Origin of the sequence: Shewanella sp. UCD-KL21 (assembly GCF_001957135.1) — a bacterium.
Taxonomy (GTDB): domain Bacteria; phylum Pseudomonadota; class Gammaproteobacteria; order Enterobacterales; family Shewanellaceae; genus Shewanella.
Genome location: NZ_MPHK01000009.1, coordinates 85020 through 109897 on the forward strand (window position 1 = coordinate 85020; position 24878 = coordinate 109897).

Consider the following 24878-nt stretch of genomic DNA (forward strand, 5'->3'; position numbering starts at 1 on the left):
AATGTCTTTTGATGTTGATGAAGAGATACTCCAGGACTTTTTGATTGAAGCTGGTGAAATTTTAGAGCTTCTACAAGAGCAACTCGTCGCTCTTGAAAATAATCCTGATGATGCTGATTTACTGAATGCGATTTTTAGAGGTTTTCATACTGTAAAAGGTGGCGCAGGCTTTTTGAGCTTAGGCCCTATGGTCGATGTGTGCCACGAAGCTGAAAATACCTTTGATTTACTGCGAACGGGTAAGCGTCAAGTTAATGCCGAATTGATGGACATCATTTTGCAAGCTGTTGATGCGATTAACTCGATGTTTGCACAGACCCAGCAAGGACAGCCACAAGATGATGCCGACGCCGACTTATTAGCTCGCTTAAAGCTGTTAAGTTCTGGTGCGCCATTAGCCTCAGAGCTTGCCAGCACGGCAGAAGACTCGTTAATTGCAGAGACATTAATAGAAGATACTTTAGCTGAACAGACGTTAATTACCCAGACGTTAGCTGAAGTTGAGCCGATTGCTGCAGACTTAGAAACATCAGTGGGCTCAATTGATGATATCGACGAGAGTGAATTTGAAGCCTTGCTAGATGCACTTCATGGCGCAGGAAACAGTCCTACCTCTAAGCCAACAAAAGACCTTATTGATGATACCTCGAGTGCTTCAGGTGCCAATGGTGACACAGCTGTTGCCAGTGATGAAATCAGTGATGATGAGTTTGAAGCCTTACTGGATGAATTACATGGCGCTGGCAGTTTTAAAGCCGCAAGCACTCCAATTGCAGCGGTAAAACCTGCGGTAATAGAACAAGAGCCAATTGTTGATGGCGATGATATTACTGACGATGAGTTCGAAAAGTTATTAGACGAATTACATGGTAAAGGTGCCGCTCCTCAGGCTGTTAGCCCAGCGCCTTCTGCAGTAACTCCCGCGACTCCGGTTTCAGTGCCCGCTTCAATGCCCGCAGATGTTGCACCATCAAAAGCTGTCTCAAACACAGCTGCGCCAGCACAGCCAAGTGCGGCAGATGCAAGTTCGGTAGAGGCAAGTGCGGCAGAGGCAAAACCAGTGCCAGTCGCTAAAGCTGCCGCGCCGGTAAAAAAAGCAGAGCCTGCTAAAACCCAAGGCGCCATGCCACAGGGTGAAACCACCGTAAGGGTAGATACTTCGCGCCTTGACCAAATTATGAATATGGTTGGTGAGCTGGTGCTGGTACGAAACCGCTTAGTGAGTTTAGGTATTTCTCGCGATGATGAAGAAATGTCGAAAGCACTGGCCAATTTAGATCTGGTTACTGCCGACCTTCAAGGCGCAGTAATGAAGACCCGCATGCAGCCAATTAAGAAAGTATTTGGCCGCTTCCCAAGAGTGGTTCGCGATTTAGCCCGAACACTGAACAAAGAAATAGATTTAATCATGGTCGGTGAAGATACCGATCTTGATAAAAATCTAGTTGAAGCACTGGCGGATCCATTAGTCCATTTAGTACGTAACTCGGTTGATCATGGCATTGAAATGCCTATTACTCGCGAAGCGAATGGTAAACCAAGAACCGGTACAATTACGCTTTCAGCAAGCCAAGAAGGCGACCATATTCTTCTTAAAATTGAAGATGATGGCGCTGGGATGGATGCTGATAAGCTAAAAGAAATCGCCATTAGCCGCGGGGTTCTAGACGAAGACTCAGCCGCAAGAATGACTGATAATGAAGCTTATAACTTAATTTTTGCGCCAGGTTTTTCAACCAAAGTTGAAATTTCAGATATTTCAGGCCGCGGCGTTGGAATGGACGTGGTGAAAACCCGTATCAGCCAATTAAACGGCACAGTGCATATCGATTCGGTAAAAGGCCAAGGCACCATTTTAGAAATTAAAGTGCCATTGACGCTGGCGATTATGCCCACATTAATGGTGGATGTTGCTAAGCAGGTGTTTGCCTTACCGCTTTCAAGTGTGAATGAAATTTTCCACCTCGATTTAACTAAAACGAATGTTGTCGATGGTCAGCTCACTGTCATAGTGCGTGATAAAGCCGTGCCACTGTTTTATTTAGAGCAATGGTTACATCGCAACAAGACCACGCTTATTCATGGCGATAAAAAGCAAGGCCATGTGGTGATTGTGCAACTTGGTACCATGCAAATTGGCTTTGTGGTTGATGCATTAATTGGTCAAGAAGAAGTGGTAATTAAGCCTTTAGGCAGTATGTTACAAGGCACTCCGGGTATGGCTGGGGCAACAATTACCTCCGATGGTGGTATTGCATTGATCCTTGATGTACCGGGTTTATTAAAATATTACGCCAAAAGTAAAAGATAAAATTCCAATTGATAAGGAATGAAATGGCTACCAAAGTTTTAGTTGTTGATGATTCAAGTTTCTTTAGACGTCGAGTCAGCGAAATAGTGAATCAAGATGACGATCTCGAAGTGGTGGGTGTAGCAGTCAATGGCCAAGAAGCCATTGACATGGCTGAAAAATTAAAGCCACAAGTGATCACCATGGATATCGAGATGCCAGTGATGGACGGCATTACTGCTGTGCGTAAAATAATGGCAACTAACCCAACACCGATACTGATGTTTTCGTCTTTAACCCATGATGGCGCTAAAGCGACACTTGATGCGCTTGATGCTGGCGCATTGGATTTTTTACCGAAACGCTTTGAAGATATTGCCTCTAAAAAAGAAGAGGCCATTAAACTATTACAGCTAAGGGTTAAAACCTTAGGCAGAAGACGATTATATAAGCCATTGCCAAGAGCGGTTACGGCTCGAAGTGCAGCAGATGCCGCAAACCCTGCAGGCTTGAGAACCACATTAGCATCGAAAACGGCCTTAAATAATCGCTCGCAAGCGAATAATTCAGCGGCCAGTAGCGCCCAAAACGTCAGTTCTGCCAGCGCCATTAGAGCTAGCGGTAAAAAATATAAAGCCTTGTTGATTGGCACTTCAACGGGGGGGCCTGTTGCACTGCAAAAAGTGTTAACGGCATTTCCTGCTAATTACCCTCATCCAATTTTGCTCATACAGCACATGCCGTCAGCCTTTACGCCAGCTTTTGCCAGTCGCTTAAATAGCTTATGTCAGATTACGGTAAAAGAAGCGCAAAATGGGGATGTACTGCAACCAGGCTGGGCTTATTTAGCCCCGGGTGGCATGCAATTGATGGTGGAGCGACACGCGACATTTGGGCGTTTAAAAGTTATCGCCGGCAATGCTGAGATGAACTACAAACCCAGTGTGGATATTACCTTTGCATCAGCCTCAAAAGTGTTTGGCGGCGATGTATTAGCGGTTGTACTTACCGGTATGGGCGCAGATGGTAGAGAAGGCGCTAGAATGCTAAAAGCCGCTGGTGCAACGATTTGGGCCCAAGATGAAGCCAGTTGTGTGGTGTATGGTATGCCGCAAGCGGTTACCGCAGCAGGTTTATCAACTCATTCAATTGCTATCGACAGTATGGCACAGTCCATTATCAAAGAGACGGCCCGTGGCTAAGAGCAACAAGGCAATGAACACCCAACAAATGTTAGTGGTGTTTTTATTGATCATCGCGGTTATTACGCTGGCAGGGTTATATTTTGATGGCGCAAAAACTAACCGTGAATTGTCTCAACAAATTGCGCAGCTCAAAGCATCTCAAGTGTTGTTAATGGTGCCAGATGAGCAAGCGGCGGACATTGCAGCTTGGCTTCGCACACATCCTGAATCCACCCAAGCATTAGTGCAAAAGGCGGCAAATGGTGAAGCGGTGACATTAAGCTTAGGGCCTGGAACGACAGCTAAAAATAACCAGCACTCCCAGCCACAGGAACCGCCCAATATACAAACGGTTGAAAATGAGCAAGGGGTAAAAGTGATCCCCTTACCCCATGGTGGGATCAGGATAACCACTCGTGAATCAGACTCACTTTAGAGCAGATTGTAATCGAGTGTAGTCAGTTACTAATCAATTGAATAATAACAACAATAAAGCTATGAGGCGTCATTTGAAAGTTTGGACTATCGCAAATCAAAAAGGCGGCGTAGGTAAAACAACCACGGTTGCCAGCCTTGCCGGCGCGTTAATTAAGCGTGGTCAAAGGGTATTGATGATTGATACCGACCCTCATGCATCGCTAGGCTATTATTTAGGGATTGATTCTGAGCAAATTCCCAGTTCACTTTACGATATTTTTCTGGCTCATAAGCCGTTATCGTTAGCGGATGTAGAAAAGCACATTGTGCCGACTTCAATTGATGGGTTAGATTTGATCCCAGCCTCAATGGCGCTAGCCACATTAGATAGAGCTTTGGGACATCAAGAAGGGATGGGGCTGGTTTTACGTAACCTGTTAGCCTTGTTAGATGAAAAATATGATATTGCTATCATTGATTGTCCGCCTATTTTAGGGGTGTTGATGGTTAATGCTCTGGCGGCAAGTGAACATATCATCATTCCAGTTCAAACTGAGTTTTTGGCCATAAAAGGCTTAGAGCGAATGGTAAAAACCATGGCGCTAATGGGGCGTTCAAAGAAAACAGATTACAGCTTTACCATTTTACCAACCATGTATGATCGCCGCACCAAAGCATCACCTGTAGCGCTACAATCTTTGCAGCTCAGCTACCCTGAGACTTTATGGCCTGATGTTATTCCAGTTGATACTAAATTTAGAGATGCCAGTTTAGCCCATGTGCCACTATCGCATCATATGCCCAGCAGCCGTGGGATGAAAGCCTACAATCGCTTACTGGATTTTTTAATGTCGAGGGAGTTAACTCATGTCAAAATCGGTTGATGAAACTGTTTTTGATTTCTTCTCAGTATTATTACAAGAGCCTTCTGGTAAGGCTGTAGATGCGGCTACAAGCTGCGATAAACTGACTTCAATCAGCACTCTACAAGCGGCTCAACACACAGACTCTGCTGGCAGTGCAGAGGTAGCAGCTACTAATGTCGGCTCCCAGCACAATAGTGAAGATGAATATTTACATGTCACAAGTAAGTTGACGGCCCCAAGTCCTCGCTTGCAAACAGTCGCGCCGCAAAGTGAATCTTTAAGTTCGTCATTTGCTGAGCCGCAGGTGGATAAAAATGCCTTATCTAAATTATTGGCGGTAGTCTCTGCACCAGCACCAGTACCAACTTCAGAACAATCTGTTGAATCTCTACCTGAGGTAAAGCAAGCACTTAAAGGTACGGCGCAACAGGCAGCGCTGGCAATCGCTCAACCTGCAGCGCAGACCGCGAAATTATCTGTAGTGGATAATAAAGATTCTCAAATTTCAGCCGATATAGATAATCATCAGCGAGCTTATGTTGAGCCAGCGGTTATTGACGCCAGTAACTCGGCCGCTAAAGCTGAATTAGCATCGATTCCGCCAAGTATCACCACAGATTTACAAGATGTTTTAGATGATGAATTTCAGGTGTTATTTTTCAATGTGGCTGGGTTAACCCTTGCGGTGCCATTGGTAAGTTTGGGCGGTATCGTAAAAATTGAACATATTAATCACCTGATAGGGCGCCCAAAATGGTTTTTAGGGGTACAAACCCGTCGAGATCAAAAGGTGAATGTTGTAGATAGTTGCCGCTGGGTGATGCCAGAAAAGTACACCGCAGAAATGGCGCAATCTATTGATTATCAATATATCGTTATGCTTGAAAACAGCGACTGGGGACTGGCATGTGAATCCTTAGTTAACGCGGTAAAAATTAATAAATCTCATGTCAATTGGCGTGAAAAAGCGGGTAAGCGTCCATGGCTTGCCGGCGTAGTAAAAGAACAAATGTGTGGCATTTTAAATGTGCAGGCGCTCATTGAAATGCTAGATGCAGGATTAGGTTGTCAAGATTCGATTGTCTGAGGTTATTTATGACAGATTCAAGAAATGTAGCAGCGGTTGCTGCAGGTAAAGAAGATGTAGTTTTACAGTGGGTTACTTTTAAGTTAGATAATGAAACTTATGGTATCAACGTCATGCAAGTTCAAGAAGTATTGCGTTATACCGAAATTGCCCCCGTTCCCGGTGCGCCTATGTATGTGCTTGGTATCATTAATTTACGTGGCAATGTCGTCACTGTGATTGATACCCGTTCACGCTTTGGCCTTGATGCTGCAGAAGTTGATGACTCATCGCGTATAGTGATCATTGAAGCTGAAAAGCAAGTGATTGGTATTTTGGTCGATAGCGTTGCCGAAGTGGTTTACCTGCGCCGCTCTGAAATCGATAATGCCCCGAATGTCGGCACTGAAGAAAGTGCTAAATTCATTCAGGGTGTCAGTAACCGAGATAATGAGTTATTGATTTTAGTCGACCTTGATAAGTTACTATCTGACGATGAGTGGGCAGAAATAACTCAGTTATAAGCGTTTTTTACGTTTCAACTAAAGCCAGCATTATTATTTGCTGGCTTTTGTGTTTTAATGACAAAAATCAGTCTTATCAGAGAATATTAATGTCGCAAGAATTGCTTATCACTATTGTTATTTATGTTGTCACTTGTGCCGCAATAGCGATGTTTTTTTCAAAAAGAGCCAGCAAACTGCAAAGCAAAGTAGATGCAGTAACTGTGTTGGTAAAAGAAAATGATCGCCAGCGAGAAACCGTTAAACGAGAGCTGCAGGAATTACGCAGCGGAACTATCGGTGTTGGTAAGCGTGTTTTAGAGTTAGAGCAAAAATTAACTAAACAATCACAGCGCCTAGAAGAGGCAAGTCAGCAAGATCCACAATCTAAATTATACTCTAGAGCATTAAAAATGGTGGGGTTAGGTGCAGGAGTGGATGAGCTAATTAATGAATGTGAATTACCTAAAGCTGAAGCGGAATTAATTATCCGTTTACATAAAAAATAACCCGCCGTTTGAAGATGTAACAGATTTTGCGTAAGCGCTAAGCTTGCTCAATGATTTTTTGATGTAAGTTATCCCATTGCTCTGGGAACTTACCATCTAACATATACACAAATGCAATGAGCTCGGCGATTAAGGTGTAGAGCTCTTGGGGCACTTGTTCTCCGAGGGCCAATAACTGTAAAAATCCGCTTAAATTCTCATCTTGATGGATATAGACGCCAGCATCTTTTGCTAGTGCTATGATCTCTTCAGCGACTAAATCTTTACCTGTGGCGGTGACCGTTGGCGCGCTATTGCCATCGAAGCTTAACGCGACTGCTTTCTTAATATCCGTCATTATTTCGCTCCTAATTTCACGTCTTAAAGTGCTTCTTAAGCATTGGTTTTTACCAGATAATGATCGCCAGGTAATAAGGTTGCGGGCACATTATCAATTACCGTGGTGAACTCTCGCGCCACAAAGCCAGCCTGGTTTATTTTTATGCTCAATAGCGCTTGAAAATCACTGACTTTATCTAACAGGCTTTGATTTTCACCGGTAAATTTAATATCAAGAAAATCTCCTATCTTATGAGCATTAATCAATAAAGCCCCCTGAGTCAGATTAAATTTTAATTGCAACCGCCAACTTGTTGTCGCGCTCTTATCGTTAGAAGCGCCCCGTTCAAACTTACCCTCTAATTGCTCTTTTCGTGGGCCAATGGAGTAAGGCAGTGCTATATACCAAGTAAGATGCTGATTAGCGTCGCTGCTAGCTTGTTGGTATCCGCTAAAGCTAGTGGCTAATTTGCCTAAGGACTCCACGCCGCGGGCTTTATCTAAGGCACTTAAAAGCAATTGGCTTTGCTCAGTAATGTTGAGTACTTTTTGCTGCAGTTTATCAAGATAGTGTTGCAATGACGGGCTCAGTTGGGTGTGAGCGCCTTGGCGTTTAAAGCCAATAAGCAACTGAAATAGTGCGCTAATTGCCCCAGCTGTTAATGCTGTATTAGGTAGCTGCTGCGTATTGGTCAGGTTTAAGTTGGTTAAGCTCAGTAGCTCTTGTTTTAATAAGCTTTGATCTGCAAGTTGGCTTAATGGCCGCGGATTTAAGCTCGGCAGTAATGCTAATAAAGCACTGGCAAGGCTATTAGTGGCATTATTGCTGTAAGTGTTTTTGAGAGGCATTGCGCCAGCTTTATGTAAATTTTGTTTGAGTACTTCAACGGGGCTTTTGGTGTTTACTTGAGCCACAGTTGCGCTTGCAGAGTGTTGATGCGAGTTTGCCTGTTGCTGAGGTGGTTTTACATTGGTCACTGCGGTTTCAACACTGGCTGTTAAAGGTATTTGCTCAAGCTTATTTAATAGCTGACGCAGTAATTGGGCCGGTTCATCTTTTCTTACCACAACATGTTCAGAGTTAGCCTGTAACTGATTGTTATTGGTGCTTTTATTGTTGTTTTGGTTATTGGTATCAATCGCAAACAAATCAGCAGTCGTAACATGCAATATTGGGGTTAATGTTAACAGCGGTTTCCCAGCCACTAGGCTGATATGAGCGAGGTGTTGGCCTTGAGGCAATTTTGCTGATGCTGACACCGTAATCTCAACTCCGGATTCAAAGCGCATGTGATTATGTTTTATTTCAACCACAGGTAGCGGGTAACCTTGCGCTCTGGCGGCCAAGGCCATTAATTGCTGTGGTGAAATATTATTGCTTTTTGCCAGTGTTAGCAGCTCAATGGGCAGCTTAGTTTGTATCGCAGCTGCGACTAGCACTAACTGCTTATTGGTGAGACTGCTCGGTGTGGCTTGTTTATGAGATGCGCTACCAGTGAGCTTAGTTAATTGCTTGAGCGTGTCATTGCTTAACATTAACTGCCCACCAGAATGCAGGATTTGCTGTATTTGATGACTGGCTGAAAATTGAAATGTTTTATTCGCGATGGTAAAGGTAACCGCGACATGGCTTTTAGTATCGTGAGATAACTGGGGTACAGATGATGAGCTGGCTGTAGACGCTTGGTTTGTAGCTGATGACAGTATTGAAGGTGACAGTATTGAAGATGACAGCGTAACAGGCACTAAGCTTGCTGGTTTAGCTATGGTGGTGCTGGGTAATTTGTGGCGTGTTTTTGAGGCTTCTGTTGTCGCCAGTCTTGCTGTGATCGAGCCTTGTGTCATATTTTTTCTATCGCCACTTAAGTTGTTTATTGCTGTTTACGTAACCGTTATCTAACCATCTACGAAATTATTACCTAACTATCTACCAAAGCATTACCTAACTATCACCTTTAAATATGTTCTATTACAATTTAAGCGTTGATCTCCTACACTCCTTGAGTATCCTTAGCCGTAATTGTTGGCTATAGATGTTGTAGTTGTAGTATTTTTACCTATCAAGTGTGATAAATTCGCGCAATTAATACTGTAAATAATATCTCAACAGTTTATTTGGCTAACTTAAATAGCGTTACACAGACTAGGTTATACAGACTGTATCGACTTGATAGTCCTTAGCTTTAATGTTCAATGTAAATCTTTGCTAGAGTTAATCTATAAGCTTTACTGGTAAGAGAATACACGTTGAGTTTGTAATCTAGCACGGCTGAAATAGACCAACAGATTAACCTTAACTCAGAGTATTTCAGTATTGAATTTCCCCGAAAGAGAGATGTATGAAGTTTAAATTGTTGTTGCTTTCTTTATTAATGGCTTGCAGTGCCTTTTCATTAAAAGCCGAACCTATTCAGCAGGCGAGCAAGCCTGATGTCGAAGTCATCTATGATGATCCTCGTGATCCCATCGAGGGATTTAACCGTGCCATGTGGGATTTTAATTACCATTATCTTGATCGCCATTTTTTCCGCCCCATAGCCCATGGATATAATGATTATTTGCCAACACCAGTAAAGTCTGGGGTTAATAATTTTGTGCGTAATTTTGAAGAACCAAGTTCGTTAGTGAATAACGCATTACAAGGGAAGTGGGGCTGGGCAGCCAATGCTGGCGGTCGATTTACCGTTAATACCACCTTAGGACTTTTCGGGGTAATTGATGTGGCAGACATGATGGGCATGACCCGCAAACAAGATGCCTTTAATGAAGTGTTAGGTTATTACGGCGTGCCAAACGGCCCTTATTTTATGGCACCTTTTTTTGGTCCTTATGTGACAAGGGAACTCGCCGCAGATTGGGTTGATAGTCTATACTTTCCTTTGTCAGAGTTCTTGTTATGGCAGTCAGTCCTTAAGTGGGGCTTGAAAAACCTCGACTCACGAGCATCAGCCATCGATCAAGAACGTCTATTAGATAATGCACTTGATCCATACACATTTGTGAAAGAAGCCTATTTTCAATATATGGATTACAAAGTTTATGATGGCAACGTGCCAGTCAAACAAGATGATGATGAATTACTAGAAGAATATTTATTAGAGCTTGAGTGATATTGCTGAACGATGAGGCTTCTTCGACAGCAGTGCTATCGGGGTAGTCTTATGGCATTAACCAATGTCGCTGTGTTATTAGTTGAAGATGATGCAGTTTTTAGGCAGTTACTAGCTGATTTTTTAATGCAACAGGGGGCTGTTGTTTTTGAAGCAGCAAATGGTGAAGAGGGCGTTAAAGCCTTTCAAGCACAGCCTGTTGATATCGTCATCGCAGATTTAAGCATGCCACGTTTAGGGGGCCTTGGTATGCTTAAACAGATAATCGAGTTAAACCCTTCAGTTCCTTCAATTGTCATATCAGGTAATAATGTGATGGCTGATGTCGTGGAAGCCTTGCGTTATGGTGCCTGCGATTACTTAGTCAAACCCGTTTCTGATCTTTTTATCATCCAGCAAGCCATTGAACAAGCCATAGCGTCGCAGGCTCAGTCCGATAAGCTTGATTTTAATGACAGTCATGCTGTTATCAACTCAGCCGCTAGGATGAGCGAAGATTTATCATATCAAGAGTTAGCAGATAACTTTAGCCTACTGGAAAGCAGTGCAGAAGCGGCTAAGAGTGTACAGCAGCAATTATTTCCTGCCTCAAATATTGGTTATCCTAATGCCGATGTTCACTATAGCTTGTGTAAAAACAGTGATGTCAGTGCTTATTTTATCGATTCCACTATGGTGGGAGATAAGCATTTAATGATGTACATGGCGCATTTTTATCCTGAAGATAATCGCGCCGCATTTGGCTGTGTATTAATGCGAAGCTTTGTTAACCAAAAATTAAAACAATACCGTAATGGCGTCAGTAATACCTTAATCGAGCCTTACAATATGCTGAGCTATTTGAATGAGCGTATGGTGACTTCAGGCCTGCACCTGTATGTGGATATGGTATATGTGTGTGTTGAGCTTGAACATTTCAGAGTCGCGATTGGCCAAGCGGGTAGTGGACTACGTTGCTATTTACGCAATAATAACGGCTTAGCACCACTGGCAATTTCACCTTCACGACAATTAGGCTCAGATGAGTGGAATAAGCCTAGTATGCAGTTCAGAAGTTTACTGCCAGAGGAAAAGATTTGTATTGTCAGCGGTGATGCAAATCATCGAGCTCGATTACTGAATAACCAATTTAATGGCTTGTTTTATGATGAAACGCTAGCCGCTGGTGGCTTTATGGAGTTAGCTCTTAAGCTGTAATCGATTAAACGCCAGCAGCCCACGTCATAAACTCAGTATTGAATAAATAAGGCGGCAATAAAAAACCTCGCATATAGCGAGGTTTGTTAATTTATGATGCTTTAAAGCTAAGTATTAATGCTTTATTGCTTCATGATCAGCCGTCACTGCAATTTCTTCAGTTAACGCTTGCTCTTCAGTTTCGTTGTGACCTTCTGCACCGTGCATCCAATCAACTAGCTTGTCAGCCATGAAGTATAAGATAACCGCTGAGATACCTGCTGTGATCGCAATACCAGCAAAAATAGACATTGCATTGGCAAGTTGGTCTTCCACATCACCGCCGTGACCAATTAATGAACCTACTAGGCCACCAATTTTGTTAGCCGCTGCGATAAATAGGAACCAAGCACCCATCATTAATGATGCGATACGCAGTGGAGCCAATTTAGTGACCATTGATAAGCCAATTGGTGATAAACATAATTCACCCATGGTGTGGAAGAAGTATGCACCGACTAACCACCACATGCTTGATTTAGCTGACGCGTCGCCACCCATTTCAAGTACTGCACCGATCATAAATAGGAAACCAATACCCAATAGCACCAAACCTAAGGCAAACTTAACAGGCGAGTTAGGTTCGTTTTTACCTAAGCGGATCCAAATAGACGCAATCACAGGGGCAAAAACAACGATGAAGATAGCATTAAGTGATTGGAAATAAGTGGTTGGAACTTCCCAACCACCAATCATACGATCGGTAAAGTTGTTAGTGAATAAGTTCATTAATCCGCCTGCTTGCTCGAAGCCTGCCCAGAAAATAACCGTGAATAAACCCATTACCATGATCACTTTAATGCGATCACGTTCAACTTTAGTTAAAGGCTCTTTACGTATTTCACCTTTCGCTTCATTTTTTTGCTTTTCAAGTTTAGCGGCTGGAACCGTACCGATATCGCCAAGTAGCTTTTGCGCAAATATAAATTGAATGATTAATGACGCCACCATACCAATACCCGCACAGAAGAAACCTGCTTGCCAGTTGTTAACAAATACTTCTTTGCCATCAATAACAATGCTATGGCCAAATTGGGTGTATGCCCATGCCACAATGAAACCTGATAATGCCGCACCAACGTTAATACCCATATAGAAGATAGTAAATGCACCGTCACGACGATGATCGCCTTCTTCATATAAGTCACCAACCATAGTTGAGATGTTTGGCTTAAATAGACCATTACCAATAATCAAGGTGCCTAGGCCAATGTAAAACATGGTTGTTTCTAGACCAGGCATCCAGCTATGTGGCGCTGCTAAGGTAAATTGACCTGCTGCCATTAAGAAGCCGCCAATATAAATCGCTTTACGTTGGCCTAAAATATTATCCGCTAACCATCCGCCAAAAAGCGGGGTTAAGTACACTAAACCGGTAAATGTTCCATAAAGAGAAAGTGCGTCTGCTTGAGTCCAACCAAGACCACTACCACCATTAGACTCAACTTTGTCGACCAGATAGAGCACCAAAATGGCACGCATAGCGTAGTAACTGAATCTTTCCCATAGTTCTGTTGTAAACAGCAGGAAAAGCCCCTTGGGATGACCAAGCATGGTCCCCTGTGGTTTTGCATTGCTCATTAAGTCTTCCACCTTAAGCTTGTGATTTGCCTGCGGGACCACTGTCGCCACAGAAATTGTTGTTTGCAATTGTGATTATGTTCAACGTATTGATATTTTCAGAATAACATTCTGTCGCGTTTCAATTTAGTTGCTATAAATTTAACCACTTTGTTGTTTATTTATTATAGTAAATGTTGTCATTTTAAAGTTTTAAGGGTTAAAACCTTAAAAAGCTACCCTTATATACATCTTATAAGCCTTAAAAGTCAATGGCAATGGGCGATCTGCGCTTGTAAATGTAGACGTTGAATCAGTTTTTAACCGCTTACAAAGATACCTTTGTTGGTTTTTTGGTGTTAGTTGGCAAGCTTTTAGCTGGCAAATGCGATTAAAGCCACCATAACAACGGATAACAGAATTGCTGACACCTATTTAGGATGAGATCGGTTAGCGGGCTGACAAATAGAATCTATACTTGTTTTAATTGTGTAAACGTTTTGCAAATTCTTAACAAGTATATAAAATGTAACTCATTGGATTTTAGTGTAGAAAAAACGAAATTTTAGTTTTATTGCATATTAAGTGTCTGACCATTGAGTGTATTTAACTGACTTTAATGGCGGAGGCAGGATCTTGTATCGACAACTTGTTTGTTTATGCAGCTTAGTTTTTAGCTGTTCAGTGCTTGCTTGGGTTGATAGTGACCTTGATGGCGTACCTGATAAAAAAGATGCTTGTCCCAATACACAGATTAACACAGCAGTACTTGCCAACGGCTGCCAGCAAAACTTGGGCTTAGTGAACGTCAGCCCGATATATTTTAATTTTGGCCAGTCTCGGGTGTTAAGGTCGCAATTACCCAGTATTGAGCGGGCGCAGCAGATCATTAAGGCCAATAAGCTTGTCAGTATTTCTTTACTAGGTCACACCGACAACATTGGTAGTGAGCAATTAAACGCCAGTTTGTCAGTAAAAAGAGCCCAATCAGTTAAAGATATTTTGGTAACACAGTTTGCTATTGATGTGGGTGTCATAGAAGTCATTGGTATGGGGAGCTTAGCTCCGGTATCAAAAAATAGTACCGCGCTAGGTAGGCAAAAAAATAGACGCGTTGAATTCAAGTTTAAATAATTATTATTAATAAAGGGAGTAAACCATGGAAAACATCGAGAGTTTGATGGCACAAGCGCCTGAATTTTTAATCACTTATGGATTAAAAGTTGTGATGGCCATTTTGATATTTATCATAGGTAAATATCTATCTAACGTAGCTAAGAAATTAACTACAAAACTATTACTAGGCCGTAAAATTGATGAAACAGTAGCATCATTTGTCGGTAATTTGGTTTGGGGCGTGGTATTTGTATTTACGATTATCGCAACTCTGGGTCAAATTGGCGTACAAACAGCGTCACTGGTTGCTGTATTGGGTGCTGCAGGTTTAGCTGTAGGTTTAGCGCTGCAAGGGTCACTATCTAACTTCGCATCTGGCGTGTTAATGGTTATCTTCCGCCCATGTCGCGTTGGTGATTATGTTGATGCTGCTGGCGTATCAGGTACTATTGATGAAATTACTATTTTCTCAACCCGTTTATTAACTCCAGATAATAAAGTTATCGTTGCACCTAACTCTGCAATGATGAATGGCACTATTACTAACTACTCAGCACAAGAAAAACGCCGAGTGGATATGGTTATTGGTGTTGGCTACGGCGCTGATATTGCTAAGACTAAGCAAATTTTAACTGAGGTATTAGACAATAATAGCTACGTGCTAAAAGATCCTGCCTATACGATAGCACTTGCTGAATTAGGTGATTCGTCAATTAACTTTGTGGTTCGTCCTTGGGTTAAAACTCCTGATTATTGGGGCGCTAAGTTTGAGCTGTTAGAGCAAATTAAGAATGCGCTTGATGCTGCAGGTATTGAAATTCCATTCCCACAAATGGATTTACATTTAAAAGAAATGCCAGCTAAATAGCCTATTTAGTGCATTTTATTCACAAAGCCAGCTATTATGCTGGCTTTTTTATGGCTATTTTATCGCAATGATTTGGTGAGGTTAATAATGTACAAAAATATTCTATCTTCAGTCGCAGTGGTTATTGCGCTTACCTTGCCTAATGTCAGTGTTGGCAGTGAAGTGACGACAATTACTATGGGCGGTAAGCCGATGGCGTTAGTAGGCCAGCAATTAAGCGTTAATACTCAAGCCCCTGACTTTACCCTTGTTAATGAGATATTTGAGCCTATAAGTTTGGCTGACTTTAAAGGAAAAACCGTATTAATTAGTGCTGTGCCCAGCTTAGATACTGGGGTTTGCGCTTTGCAGACTAAGCAATTTAATAAATCAGTTGGTCAATACAATGACAATGTGGTGATGTTAACTATTAGCACTGATTTACCTTTTGCTCAAAAGCGTTTTTGTCAGGCAGAGCAAGTGGATAAAATAACAGTGCTGTCAGATTCAGTATGGCGAGATTTTGGTCTTAAATATGGTTTACTTATCAAAGACCGCGGCTTACTTGCGCGAGCTATTTTGATTATTGATGCGAACGGAACACTCAAATATAAAGAACTTGTGGCTGAGGTGGCTAACCATCCAGATTACGACGCCGCATTATCGGCATTAAATAGAATTTCTGCCGACTAGCACAAGCTTAAGCACGAATAACTGGGGTAGAATAAGCTAATTTTACAGTACTAGAAACAGTACTCGCGCCAGTTTATTGAGAGTGGATATGATTGATTTTCGCAGTGATACGGTAACAAAACCCACAGATGCCATGCGTAAAGCCATGGCGAATGCCGAGGTTGGCGATGATGTTTATGGTGATGATCCCACGGTAAACCATTTACAAGATATGGCTGCTGACTTATATGGCTTTGATAGTGCTTTGTTTGTTAGTTCTGGTACTCAAGCTAATTTATTGGCGTTAATGGCACATTGTGAGCGAGGTGATGAATACCTTTGTGGTCAACAGGCTCATAATTATAAATTTGAAGGTGGCGGCGCTGCTGTGCTGGGTAGTATTCAACCGCAGCCGTTAAACAATCAGCCTGACGGCTCTATTTTACTTGCAGATATTGAAGCTGCCATTAAGCCTAATGATATTCATTTTGCACATACTCGTTTATTGAGCCTTGAAAATACCATTGGCGGTAAGGTGTTACCGCAGCAATACCTTGCAGATGCACAGGCGTTAGCCTTTAATCATAATTTAAAAATCCACTTAGATGGCGCGCGCGTGGCGAATGCTGCAGTGGCACAAAATATCCCCATTAGTGAGATCACTCAGTATTTTGATTCGGTTTCAATTTGCTTATCAAAAGGCTTAGCTGCGCCAATAGGTTCAATATTGCTAGGGGACGAGCGCTTAATACAAAAAGCCATCCGCTGGCGTAAAATGCTCGGTGGCGGCATGAGGCAAGCGGGTATTATTGCGGCAGCGGCTCAGTTGGCGATAACTGAACAAGTTGAACGATTGGCAGAAGATCATGATAATGCCGCGCTTTTAGCACAGCGGTTATCTGAAATGCCTGAGTTTTCAGTGGATATCAATTTAGTTCAAACTAACATGGTGTTTGCATCTTTAGATAAGGCATATGATGTCAACCATCTCGCTTTACTATTGGCGCAAAAGGGCATCATTATCAGCCCGTCATCGTCATTACGCTTGGTGACCCACAAAGATATTAGCCGACAGGATATTTTGACTTTTATCACAACCTTGAAGCAAATCATTGTCCAGTTGAATAATAAGTAATCCAGATAAAACTGTCTTAGCTTAACTGTGGTAATCATCAATAAGCGCCCACTCAGTTATTGATTGTCTTTCAAAGCACTTCTATCAAGAGGTGCTTTTTTTTGGTGCAAGTTAGTACTGGCTTTGTAATGTTATGGCGCAGATAAGAGACCATATTTAAAGTATGGTTTTAGTAATGTCACATATTTCAATGGCTTGAATAATTGGCTTTAAAGTTGCTACCTATAAAGTGGTATAGTAATTCAAGGAGCAATATTATGGAATATTTAGGCCGTCATATTGTAAAACCAGTAAATTTAAATGCAGAACAAAGTCTATGTTGTGGGCAGTTACTGATGTGGCTTAATCAAGAAGCGTCGATTTTTGCCCGTTGTCAAATGCACAGTAAGCAGCTAATGGCTAAGTTAGTGTCAGAAATTAATTTTATGAGTCCCGCTAAAATGGGTGATGTGATTGAGTTTGGCATGGAAGCCATTAGTTTAGGGCAAAGTTCTATTACATTAAGATGTAAAGTAAGAAATAGCCTTAGCAATGCACCGATCGCTTATATCGATAAAATTGTGTTTGTGAACATTAATGAAAGAGGTTTACCGATCCCTCATGGCATTAGAGCGAATGCCGCTTAAGGGGATGGTGTAATCGTTGTGAGTGCCGGTAAAGGTATGTGTTTAGCAAACTAGCCTGAATCGAGTCGTTCACTGCTGTTAACCTTGCCAGCTTTAATTTATCTAAAGCTGGCAAGGTTAGTGTTTTATTTTTATCAGTTAGCGCTTAAGCGGCTAATTTTCACTTTAGTGTAATTTAAGATGCGGATGAATAATGCGGCTGATCCCTTTTGCCAGCATCATTAAAGTGCCTTTCACCACACCGTGCAGCTCAATTAAATGACGACGATAAAGTGAGGTGTAAACAAAACGAGCAATTTTACCCTCTACCAAAACCCCACCACCGATAAATGACATTAGGTTACCGACAGTGTGAAACTTAGATAGGTTCACCAATGAGCCTAAATCTTTGTAAACGTATTCATTTTTAGGCTCCTTGCCATCAAGCATCAACATAATGTTATCTGCTGTCATTAATGCCATTTGTCTTGCTGACTGGCCTCGTGGAGGTACCCAGCTGCCATCAGCTTGTGGGCAAGCTGCGCAATCACCAATAGAGAAGATTGATGGGTCTAGGGTGGTTTGCATATTTTGCTTCACCATCACTTGGTTAATATGATTACTTTCAAGGCCACCAATATTATTTAAAAAGTTTGGTGCTTTAACGCCTGTTGACCAAATAACCATATCTGCAGGGATCAAGGTGTTATCCGTTGTCGATAAGCCTTCTGGGGTCACTTGAGTAATGCGGGTGCTTGTCATGACATTCACCCCCAATTGCTTGAGCTCACGGGTCACTGAGTCAGAAATTTCTACTTTGCCGACTTTAGGTAAAATGCGCTCATCAGCTTCAATAAGGGAAACTTCCAGCAAACTGGTATCAATTTTATAGCCAAAGCCACTGAGTTGCTCTACCGCGTGATGCATTTCAGCTGACATTTCCACACCAGTTGCACCTGCGCCAACCACTGCAATTTTAATTTTATCATCCAGTTGATGATGACTGGCATAACGCATAAATTTATTTAATAACAGCTTACGAATTTGCATCGCTTGTTCAGTGTTATCTAAAAACAGACTGTGCTCTTTGACGCCAGGAATATTAAAGTCATTGGCTACGCTGCCAATGGCAATCACTAAATAGTCATAAGGAATATGACGAGCGGGTAGCAGTTCTTCCCCGTTTTCATCATTGATTGGCGCTAAAATAATATGCTTATCATCACGATTAATATCAATCATTGCACCTTGTTGAAAATGGTAACCATGTGCTGAGGCGTGGCCACGGTAGCTAATTGCATCAATGCCAATATCTAAGGCGCCAGTAGCCACTTCATGAAGCAGTGGTTTCCACACATGGCTTTCGGCACAATCCACGAGTGTGACTTTTGCTTTAGCTTTTCTACCCACTTTATGACCCAATTTAGTGGCGATTTCCATGCCACCTGCGCCGCCGCCAACGATGACGATATTCGGAACTGCTTGCATCTAAGATGCTCCTTTAGTGAAGTTAAAATAATTCGGTTACATTTTTATTGGTAAGGCTTTAACGACTAGGAACAGAATCGACAAAATCTTATAAAAATTATGCGTTTTAGCCTTGTAAACTCACTTGTCATGTAAAGGTAGTCAATTTATAAGATTAAAAAAGAATGCAGCATATCGAAGCGTTAAAAGGCAGTCGTAAAGCTTGTTAAAAAATATGAGAAGCAGTTTATATAGTAAACAAAGGTGGGATGTCTTAATAAGAGTGTGGAACTGTGAACTGTTGGTTAGCTAGTTTGGGAAAGTGTTAACTGGATCACGCATTGGCTTTGGTAATATCTGAGGTTGTCACCGAAAAACATAACAGCGTTTTTCGGTGATTCAGTAATCCTTAGAAAACGTTACTGAGCTTTAGCAAGACGCTTGTTATAGTCTTCGATTAAATGGGCAATGATTTTCTCTGGATCTGCATCTTGGCAGCAATCATCGAGGAATATCTTAAAGGTGACCATAGCGTGGGCATCATTTAACAGGCGATTGCTTTGCATTGAGTAATAGGTGTTGTCGGTGTCCGACTTTCTAACGACAAACTTACCGCTTTCAAATGATTTTGAACCGGGTGCATTGTGCCATTTGGTGATGCGGTTTAGTGCAATTTCTGAAGATTGGTTGATTTCTATGTGGTTTAACCAGCTAGCTGTTTTATCTTTTTCTTTATAGTGAGGACATCTTACTGTGTAGTTATACACATGAGTGATTGCAGTCATAGCTTACCTACTTATTTAAGAATGTAACTTCATCATAGACCCCTATTTTAAGGCAGGTCAATGGTTATTTTGAGAAGTTAGACGCGGTTAACAGTTATGTGTGTAAGTGTATTATTTATTAAATAAAAGTATTAATTTGTAGTTAGAATACTTAAGTGTGACGATTATTTGGGCCCCTGTGGCTGGCGCTATTTCAATAACTTAATGGCAATTTAATTGGCCTTAAGCTGTGTTTTAGTCAGCTTGTTCTCAAGTTGAGAATGCCAGCCATTGATAGGCTTTATTCGCGGATCAGCTTGAGCCGCGAATATATGAAGCTTATGGTTGTAAGCTTATGGTTGTAAGCTATAGTGCGTTAGTGAATATTTCGCAAATCTCACCATGGGTCGCTTGTTTTGGGTTAGTGAGGCCACAGGCATCTTTTAACGCATTATCAGCCAGTGTTGGAATGTCTTCTGGGTTAACCCCAAGTTCAGTTAAATTCGCTGGGATATTGACCGCAACAGACAAGGTTTTAATCGCTTCGATTGCAGCTGCTGCGCCTTGAGTATCATCTAATTGAGCCACATCTACACCCATTGCTTTAGCAATGTCTTTTAATTTACCTGGCACCACTTGCGCGTTGTAAGCTTGTACATGTGGCAGTAATAGCGCATTACACACCCCGTGTGGTAAATCATAAAAGCCGCCAAGTTGATGGGCCATCGCATGGACATAACCTAAGCTAGCATTATTAAATGCCATGCCCGATAAGAATTGTGCGTAAGCCATTTGCTCGCGAGCATTGATATCATCACCTTGTTCAACCGCATTAACCAAGTTAGCTTTAATCAGCTCGATGGCTTTAATCGCGCAAGCATCGGTAATTGGGTTCGCAGCTGTTGATACATAAGCTTCCACCGCATGAGTTAACGCATCCATACCGGTTGCCGCAGTTAACGCGGCAGGTTTTTCAACCATAAGTTCAGGGTCATTTACTGACAAAATAGGGGTGGTGTTTTTATCGACAATCGCCATTTTAATATGACGTGACTCATCAGTAATAATGCAAAAACGGGTCATTTCACTGGCTGTGCCAGCCGTAGTGTTAATTGCGACTAGCGGCATTTGTGGTCTTGTTGAAACATCTAAGCCTTCGTAGTCTTTGATGCTACCACCATTGGTCGCCACTAAAGCGATACCTTTAGCGCAATCATGTGGCGAGCCGCCACCTAACGAAATAACAAAATCACACTCGTGGGCATTAAGCATTGCAAGCCCGGCTTCAACATTACCCATGGTTGGGTTAGGTTGTACGCCATCAAAGATAAATACTTCAATGCCATTGTCCATAAGTTTAGCTGCTACTTTATCAACTAAACCAATTTTGACTAACGGTGCATCAGTAACAATCAGTGCGCGCTTAAAGCCCAGTGTTTTGATGTCATTGATTGCTTCATTAACACTGTCTTGACCGAGAATGTTTACGCTGGGAATGAAAAATTTAGTCGCCATGAGAAACCTCTTAAATGATTAAAATAATGAATACAGAATTCTTTAATGTCATTAAATTACCAATCATATTGACTACAAATTGTGACTTATTTCATACATTTCAACTTGTTCATGTTGTTTTTGTGGTTTTATTATTAATTAGGGGAGCTAGCTCTGATTTTGCTAGTGAAGTGTAATCTTGATTGTACTTTGGGTTTTATTTGCGCTGTAAACCGATAAAAAGCCCGCAACGATAATTGTTGCGGGCGTTAATAATAAAGCGATATAAATCAGCGATATATTGTTTTTGCTAGGTTATCACTGTGGGCAGCTGGTTTCTTCAACGCTGTTGATGACGATATCTGTCACAGGTACGCTGCTACTATTAATCGCTACCATATTAATTTGATCCACCACTTCAGCCATACCGTCATACACTTGGCCAAAAACTGCGTAACCACGTTGACCGCTGGAATAATCTAATTGCGGATTATCGAGGGCGTTGATATAAAACTGTGATGTGGCTGAGTCTGCCACGCTAGTGCGCGCCATTGCTATGGTGCCACGTGCATTAGTCAGGCCGACATTGTCTTCTAATGTGATAGCTGTATAGCCAGGCTTGCTCACTAAGCCTGTGGTAAAGCCACCGCCTTGTGAAACAAATTGATAGACAACGCGATGAAATAGCGTGCCATCATAAAACTGCTCATCAACATAGCGTTTAAAATTGGCACCGGTAATGGGTGTGTTAGTGGTATCGATGGCTAAGCTGATATCGCCCATTGTTGTCGACATAACATAGCAAATATCGGCAACTAGCTCAGTAGGTTCGACAGGTGGTGTAGTCTCAGGAGTTTCTGGAACTTGAGAGTCAGAGTCTGAGCCGCCACAAGCGCTAAGGGTTAACGCAAATAATAACGGGTATAGCAGTTTCATCACAGGCCTATTAGTTGTTTTATTATTGTGAGGCCTATGTTGCTAAAATGTGCCAATTAAATCAATAGATAAAACCATAAGATACAAAGTGTTACGCAAAGGCAGAAATAACATATCTCAGCGTGTTATAAAACAGAGCTAACTTATATGTACTTGGCTGATTTTACAGGTTAATGCATTGCATTAAGCCTAAGTGTCTTTATTTAGCTGCGGTTTTTATTTCGCTAATATTAACCTAAGTCGCTACAATAGCGCCTTTAACAGTAGTTTTCAGAGAACAATATGACTTTTGATTCATTAGGCTTGTCACAACCGATTTTGGATGCGGTTAACACATGTGGTTATAGCGATATGACCCCCGTACAACAAATTGTGATCCCATTAGCTATTGAAGGTAAGGATATATTAGCCAGCGCACAAACTGGTACCGGTAAAACTGCTGCATTTGCTTTACCTTTATTAACTCGTCTTGAGCTTGAAATAGCACAACAAGAGAGCAAAACTGCTTGGCAACGTCTACGGGTTCTGATCATGACCCCAACTCGCGAGCTGGCGATTCAAATCGAACAAAATCTGGTTAACTATGCCCAGTTTTTACCCTTTGAAAGCCTCGCGGTTTATGGCGGTTCGAATATCAACCCGCAACGAAAAGCCCTCGCTCAAGGTGTTGACATTTTGGTAGCAACTCCTGGGCGATTGTTCGATATTATTGGTCAGCATGACCTTGATTTATCCTTTGTGACCCATTTAGTTATCGATGAAGCTGATCGCATGTTGGACTTAGGTTTTGTTAAAGATATCGAAAAAGTGAAGCGGATGATCAATCGTCAACATCAAACCATGATGTTTTCAGCGACCTATTCTGATGATGTAAAAAGCTTAGCGGCAAAAATGCTCAAAAATGCCGAGTATGTGCATATATCGAATCAAAAACCTGCTGAAACGGTAACCCAATCGGTATATCAAGTAGATAAACGCCGTAAAGCAGAGCTACTGTCAGAGTTGATTGGCCGTAATAACTGGCAACAAGTGATGGTATTTACCAGCCTAAAAGAAACGGCTGAGCATTTACTAAAAGAGTTTAAGTTAGATGGTATTAAAGCTGCCGTATTTCATGGTGACAAAACTCAAGGCGCTCGCAACCGTGCTTTAGAAGAGTTTAAGACAGGTAAGCTGCGCGTCATGATAGCGACCGATCTCGCCGCAAGGGGTCTAGATATTGAAGCTTTACCATTAGTGATTAATTTTGAATTACCTCCAGAGCCTGAAGATTATGTTCATCGTATTGGCCGTACGGGCCGTGCCGGCCTAACCGGTCAGGCCATTTCATTGGTCGCGAAAAATGAAATGGAGCTGTTAGAAGACATTGAAGCACTTATTAGCACCTCAATACCTGTGGTAGTGTTACCCGGTTATGAACTTGGCGCGCCATTACCGGCTCGTTATAGAGAAGTCGACGCTGAAAAACCTAAAAAGCTGTTTAAGCATAAACGCCAAGGTGGCAACCGAAATCGCGGCGGCGCAGCTAAAAGTGGCCCTGCTGGCAAAGGCAGTCGTGCTGATGGGAATTCTAAGCCGACTAGACAAGGCAAGTACGCTAAAAAATAACAGCGCCGTATTAATTATGTCTATTGGTTTAATTTAGTAACTTAGTGGAATTTATCAGGTGATCCGTAAACGCATTAATACTAACCTCATTACCGGCTTTTTAGGGGCCGGTAAAACCAGCTTAATTGTGTCGTTACTGGCAATCAAACCCAAGGATGAAACTTGGGCTGTGCTAGTTAATGAATTTGGCGAAGTGGGTATTGATGCGAGCCTGATAACGGGCAGCAACTCATCTGAGCAAGTGGTCATAAAAGAAGTTGCTGGTGGCTGCTTATGCTGCGCTGCAGGCGTGCCGATGCAAGTGGCGATTAATCAAATTATTCAAAAAGCTAAGCCAGACAGATTGCTAATTGAACCAACTGGCCTTGGCCATCCTGCTGAAATACTCAAAGTACTGACTAATGAATTTAATCAGCAAGTATTGCAGTTAAATCAAACCTTATGTGTGGTTGATGCGCGCAAGCTCAAAGACACTCGTTACACTGAAAATAGTAACTTTAATCAGCAAATAGACATTGCAGAGGTGATTTACGCCAGCAAGGCCGATTTATATCAGCAAGATGATTTTGCCTCTTTGTCAGCTTACTTAGCGAATGATAAAAAACTGTGTATTACCTCTAACACTGCTGATGCGTTTAATCATGTTTATGGGGAGCTGATAAAGCCGCGAGCCATTAGTCTCAGCAGTTCAAGCACTCAAACATCTTATTTAGCCAAGTCAGTGACCAAGCCTAGCCAATCACTGTTTGATTCAAATGCTGCAGTGGTTGAAGATGAGTTTAATGACCAAGGTTTTATAACCAAGTTAAATCAAGCGCAAGGGGCGCATAGTATTGGCTGGATTTTTAGCGCCGAGCATTGTTTTGACTTTGATAAGTTAGTTGCGTGGTGTGACGGCTTACTGAATGAGGCGCTTCGCATAAAAGCGCTAATGATCACTGAAGAAGGCATTGGCGCTTTTAATGCTGTCGATGGCAGGTTATCGATTAACGAGCTTGATGAAGCCATGGACTCAAGATTAGAGATAATTAGCTTAAAGCCGTTATCAGAGGCGTTATTAACAGAGCAAATCCTCAATTGCTTGAGTGACATGGCTTAGACGGGCTAGATCACAGTGGTGGTTGTTAAATTTTTTCCTAAAACATCTGCAGCTACAACAACTGCGACTAAAGCAT

At 42.0% G+C, this 24878-nt stretch carries 23 protein-coding genes; 16 read left to right on the forward strand and 7 right to left on the reverse strand.

Annotation, left to right across the window (positions count from 1 at the left end; all coding sequences use genetic code 11):
- The first annotated feature begins 1 nt into the window (after position 1).
- From BM739_RS10155 to BM739_RS10185, 7 genes are all read left to right on the forward strand, one after another.
- Positions 2 to 2311, forward strand: a complete 2310-nt coding sequence (locus BM739_RS10155) for a chemotaxis protein CheA (RefSeq protein ID WP_076540263.1) — start codon at positions 2 to 4, stop codon at positions 2309 to 2311.
- A gap of 23 nt (positions 2312 to 2334) precedes the next feature.
- Complete coding sequence (locus BM739_RS10160) at positions 2335 to 3492, forward strand: chemotaxis response regulator protein-glutamate methylesterase (protein WP_076540265.1); 1158 nt, start codon at positions 2335 to 2337, stop codon at positions 3490 to 3492.
- Positions 3485 to 3910 (forward strand): hypothetical protein, encoded by a 426-nt coding sequence (locus BM739_RS10165; protein ID WP_083698125.1) that lies wholly within the window; start codon positions 3485 to 3487, stop codon positions 3908 to 3910. Before BM739_RS10160 ends, BM739_RS10165 begins: the two co-directional genes overlap by 8 nt.
- 73 nt (positions 3911 to 3983) lie before the next feature.
- Positions 3984 to 4775 (forward strand): ParA family protein, encoded by a 792-nt coding sequence (locus BM739_RS10170; protein ID WP_076540267.1) that lies wholly within the window; start codon positions 3984 to 3986, stop codon positions 4773 to 4775.
- A complete protein-coding gene (locus BM739_RS10175; protein WP_076540269.1) occupies positions 4759 to 5844 on the forward strand; it encodes a chemotaxis protein CheW in 1086 nt (361 codons plus the stop codon). The genes BM739_RS10170 and BM739_RS10175 overlap by 17 nt, the downstream gene beginning before the upstream one ends.
- An 8-nt stretch (positions 5845 to 5852) precedes the next feature.
- Positions 5853 to 6347: a chemotaxis protein CheW gene (locus tag BM739_RS10180; protein WP_076540271.1), complete on the forward strand. Its 495-nt coding sequence runs from the start codon at positions 5853 to 5855 to the stop codon at positions 6345 to 6347.
- An 89-nt stretch (positions 6348 to 6436) separates the two neighbouring features.
- A complete protein-coding gene (locus BM739_RS10185) occupies positions 6437 to 6835 on the forward strand; it encodes a DUF2802 domain-containing protein (RefSeq protein WP_076540273.1) in 399 nt (132 codons plus the stop codon).
- Positions 6836 to 6872: 37 nt separating this feature from the next.
- On the opposite strand, the gene BM739_RS10190 is transcribed toward BM739_RS10185, so the two are convergent.
- Positions 6873 to 7172: an EscU/YscU/HrcU family type III secretion system export apparatus switch protein gene (locus tag BM739_RS10190; RefSeq protein WP_076540275.1), complete on the reverse strand. Its 300-nt coding sequence runs from the start codon at positions 7170 to 7172 to the stop codon at positions 6873 to 6875.
- A gap of 35 nt (positions 7173 to 7207) precedes the next feature.
- A complete protein-coding gene (locus BM739_RS10195) occupies positions 7208 to 8998 on the reverse strand; it encodes a hypothetical protein (protein WP_076540277.1) in 1791 nt (596 codons plus the stop codon).
- Between the two features lie 494 nt (positions 8999 to 9492).
- Here BM739_RS10195 and BM739_RS10200 point away from each other — a divergent pair, with 494 nt between their 5' ends.
- On the forward strand, positions 9493 to 10263 hold the full coding sequence (locus BM739_RS10200) for a VacJ family lipoprotein (RefSeq protein ID WP_076540279.1): 771 nt from the start codon (positions 9493 to 9495) through the stop codon (positions 10261 to 10263).
- Positions 10264 to 10314: 51 nt separating this feature from the next.
- Complete coding sequence (locus BM739_RS10205) at positions 10315 to 11460, forward strand: response regulator (RefSeq protein WP_076540281.1); 1146 nt, start codon at positions 10315 to 10317, stop codon at positions 11458 to 11460.
- Positions 11461 to 11574: 114 nt separating this feature from the next.
- Here the strand turns inward: BM739_RS10205 and BM739_RS10210 are convergent, their stop codons facing one another.
- Positions 11575 to 13080, reverse strand: coding sequence for a peptide MFS transporter (locus tag BM739_RS10210; protein WP_076540283.1), 1506 nt, complete (start codon positions 13078 to 13080; stop codon positions 11575 to 11577).
- Between the two features lie 615 nt (positions 13081 to 13695).
- Here BM739_RS10210 and BM739_RS10215 point away from each other — a divergent pair.
- From BM739_RS10215 to BM739_RS10235, 5 genes are all read left to right on the forward strand, one after another.
- Positions 13696 to 14193 (forward strand): OmpA family protein, encoded by a 498-nt coding sequence (locus BM739_RS10215; protein ID WP_076540285.1) that lies wholly within the window; start codon positions 13696 to 13698, stop codon positions 14191 to 14193.
- 25 nt (positions 14194 to 14218) lie between these two features.
- Positions 14219 to 15043 carry a mechanosensitive ion channel family protein gene (locus BM739_RS10220; RefSeq protein ID WP_076540287.1) on the forward strand — a complete coding sequence of 275 codons (825 nt, stop codon included), beginning with the start codon at positions 14219 to 14221 and terminating at the stop codon, positions 15041 to 15043.
- 87 nt (positions 15044 to 15130) lie between these two features.
- Positions 15131 to 15715, forward strand: coding sequence for a thiol peroxidase (gene tpx, locus BM739_RS10225; protein WP_076540444.1), 585 nt, complete (start codon positions 15131 to 15133; stop codon positions 15713 to 15715).
- Between the two features lie 88 nt (positions 15716 to 15803).
- Positions 15804 to 16829 carry a low-specificity L-threonine aldolase gene (ltaE, locus tag BM739_RS10230; RefSeq protein ID WP_076540289.1) on the forward strand — a complete coding sequence of 342 codons (1026 nt, stop codon included), beginning with the start codon at positions 15804 to 15806 and terminating at the stop codon, positions 16827 to 16829.
- Between the two features lie 257 nt (positions 16830 to 17086).
- Positions 17087 to 17455 carry a hotdog domain-containing protein gene (locus BM739_RS10235; protein WP_076540291.1) on the forward strand — a complete coding sequence of 123 codons (369 nt, stop codon included), beginning with the start codon at positions 17087 to 17089 and terminating at the stop codon, positions 17453 to 17455.
- 165 nt (positions 17456 to 17620) lie between these two features.
- Here the strand turns inward: BM739_RS10235 and BM739_RS10240 are convergent, their stop codons facing one another.
- The 4 genes from BM739_RS10240 to BM739_RS10255 all read right to left on the reverse strand — a co-directional run bounded on the left by BM739_RS10240 (position 17621) and on the right by BM739_RS10255 (position 22095).
- Entirely contained in the window at positions 17621 to 18922 is a 1302-nt protein-coding gene (locus BM739_RS10240; protein WP_076540293.1) for an NAD(P)/FAD-dependent oxidoreductase, read from the reverse strand.
- A 398-nt stretch (positions 18923 to 19320) separates the two neighbouring features.
- Positions 19321 to 19686: a cytoplasmic protein gene (locus BM739_RS10245; protein ID WP_076540295.1), complete on the reverse strand. Its 366-nt coding sequence runs from the start codon at positions 19684 to 19686 to the stop codon at positions 19321 to 19323.
- A 345-nt stretch (positions 19687 to 20031) separates the two neighbouring features.
- Positions 20032 to 21180 (reverse strand): L-threonine dehydrogenase, encoded by a 1149-nt coding sequence (gene yiaY, locus BM739_RS10250; RefSeq protein WP_076540297.1) that lies wholly within the window; start codon positions 21178 to 21180, stop codon positions 20032 to 20034.
- Between the two features lie 297 nt (positions 21181 to 21477).
- Positions 21478 to 22095, reverse strand: coding sequence for a peptidylprolyl isomerase (locus tag BM739_RS10255; RefSeq protein WP_076540299.1), 618 nt, complete (start codon positions 22093 to 22095; stop codon positions 21478 to 21480).
- Positions 22096 to 22377: 282 nt separating this feature from the next.
- Between BM739_RS10255 and BM739_RS10260 the strand changes: the two genes are divergently transcribed.
- The gene (locus tag BM739_RS10260) at positions 22378 to 23703 is read left to right on the forward strand and encodes a DEAD/DEAH box helicase (protein ID WP_076540301.1); all 1326 of its coding nucleotides are present in this window, start codon (positions 22378 to 22380) and stop codon (positions 23701 to 23703) included.
- 58 nt (positions 23704 to 23761) lie between these two features.
- Positions 23762 to 24802: a GTP-binding protein gene (locus BM739_RS10265; protein WP_076540303.1), complete on the forward strand. Its 1041-nt coding sequence runs from the start codon at positions 23762 to 23764 to the stop codon at positions 24800 to 24802.
- Positions 24803 to 24878: the final 76 nt, after the last annotated feature.

What these genes read in the sequence shown, in the direction of transcription:
- BM739_RS10235 (WP_076540291.1), top strand. Translation starts at nt 17,087, where the DNA reads ATGGAATATTTAGGCCGTCATATTGTAAAACCAGTAAATTTAAATGCA.
- BM739_RS10260 (WP_076540301.1), top strand. Translation starts at nt 22,378, where the DNA reads ATGACTTTTGATTCATTAGGCTTGTCACAACCGATTTTGGATGCGGTT.
- BM739_RS10200 (WP_076540279.1), top strand. Translation starts at nt 9,493, where the DNA reads ATGAAGTTTAAATTGTTGTTGCTTTCTTTATTAATGGCTTGCAGTGCC.
- yiaY (WP_076540297.1), bottom strand. Translation starts at nt 21,180, where the DNA reads ATGGCGACTAAATTTTTCATTCCCAGCGTAAACATTCTCGGTCAAGAC.
- BM739_RS10195 (WP_076540277.1), bottom strand. Translation starts at nt 8,998, where the DNA reads ATGACACAAGGCTCGATCACAGCAAGACTGGCGACAACAGAAGCCTCA.
- BM739_RS10220 (WP_076540287.1), top strand. Translation starts at nt 14,219, where the DNA reads ATGGAAAACATCGAGAGTTTGATGGCACAAGCGCCTGAATTTTTAATC.
- BM739_RS10155 (WP_076540263.1), top strand. Translation starts at nt 2, where the DNA reads ATGTCTTTTGATGTTGATGAAGAGATACTCCAGGACTTTTTGATTGAA.
- BM739_RS10180 (WP_076540271.1), top strand. Translation starts at nt 5,853, where the DNA reads ATGACAGATTCAAGAAATGTAGCAGCGGTTGCTGCAGGTAAAGAAGAT.
- BM739_RS10185 (WP_076540273.1), top strand. Translation starts at nt 6,437, where the DNA reads ATGTCGCAAGAATTGCTTATCACTATTGTTATTTATGTTGTCACTTGT.
- BM739_RS10190 (WP_076540275.1), bottom strand. Translation starts at nt 7,172, where the DNA reads ATGACGGATATTAAGAAAGCAGTCGCGTTAAGCTTCGATGGCAATAGC.
- BM739_RS10210 (WP_076540283.1), bottom strand. Translation starts at nt 13,080, where the DNA reads ATGAGCAATGCAAAACCACAGGGGACCATGCTTGGTCATCCCAAGGGG.
- tpx (WP_076540444.1), top strand. Translation starts at nt 15,131, where the DNA reads ATGTACAAAAATATTCTATCTTCAGTCGCAGTGGTTATTGCGCTTACC.
- BM739_RS10205 (WP_076540281.1), top strand. Translation starts at nt 10,315, where the DNA reads ATGGCATTAACCAATGTCGCTGTGTTATTAGTTGAAGATGATGCAGTT.
- BM739_RS10245 (WP_076540295.1), bottom strand. Translation starts at nt 19,686, where the DNA reads ATGACTGCAATCACTCATGTGTATAACTACACAGTAAGATGTCCTCAC.
- ltaE (WP_076540289.1), top strand. Translation starts at nt 15,804, where the DNA reads ATGATTGATTTTCGCAGTGATACGGTAACAAAACCCACAGATGCCATG.
- BM739_RS10255 (WP_076540299.1), bottom strand. Translation starts at nt 22,095, where the DNA reads ATGAAACTGCTATACCCGTTATTATTTGCGTTAACCCTTAGCGCTTGT.
- BM739_RS10160 (WP_076540265.1), top strand. Translation starts at nt 2,335, where the DNA reads ATGGCTACCAAAGTTTTAGTTGTTGATGATTCAAGTTTCTTTAGACGT.
- BM739_RS10175 (WP_076540269.1), top strand. Translation starts at nt 4,759, where the DNA reads ATGTCAAAATCGGTTGATGAAACTGTTTTTGATTTCTTCTCAGTATTA.
- BM739_RS10240 (WP_076540293.1), bottom strand. Translation starts at nt 18,922, where the DNA reads ATGCAAGCAGTTCCGAATATCGTCATCGTTGGCGGCGGCGCAGGTGGC.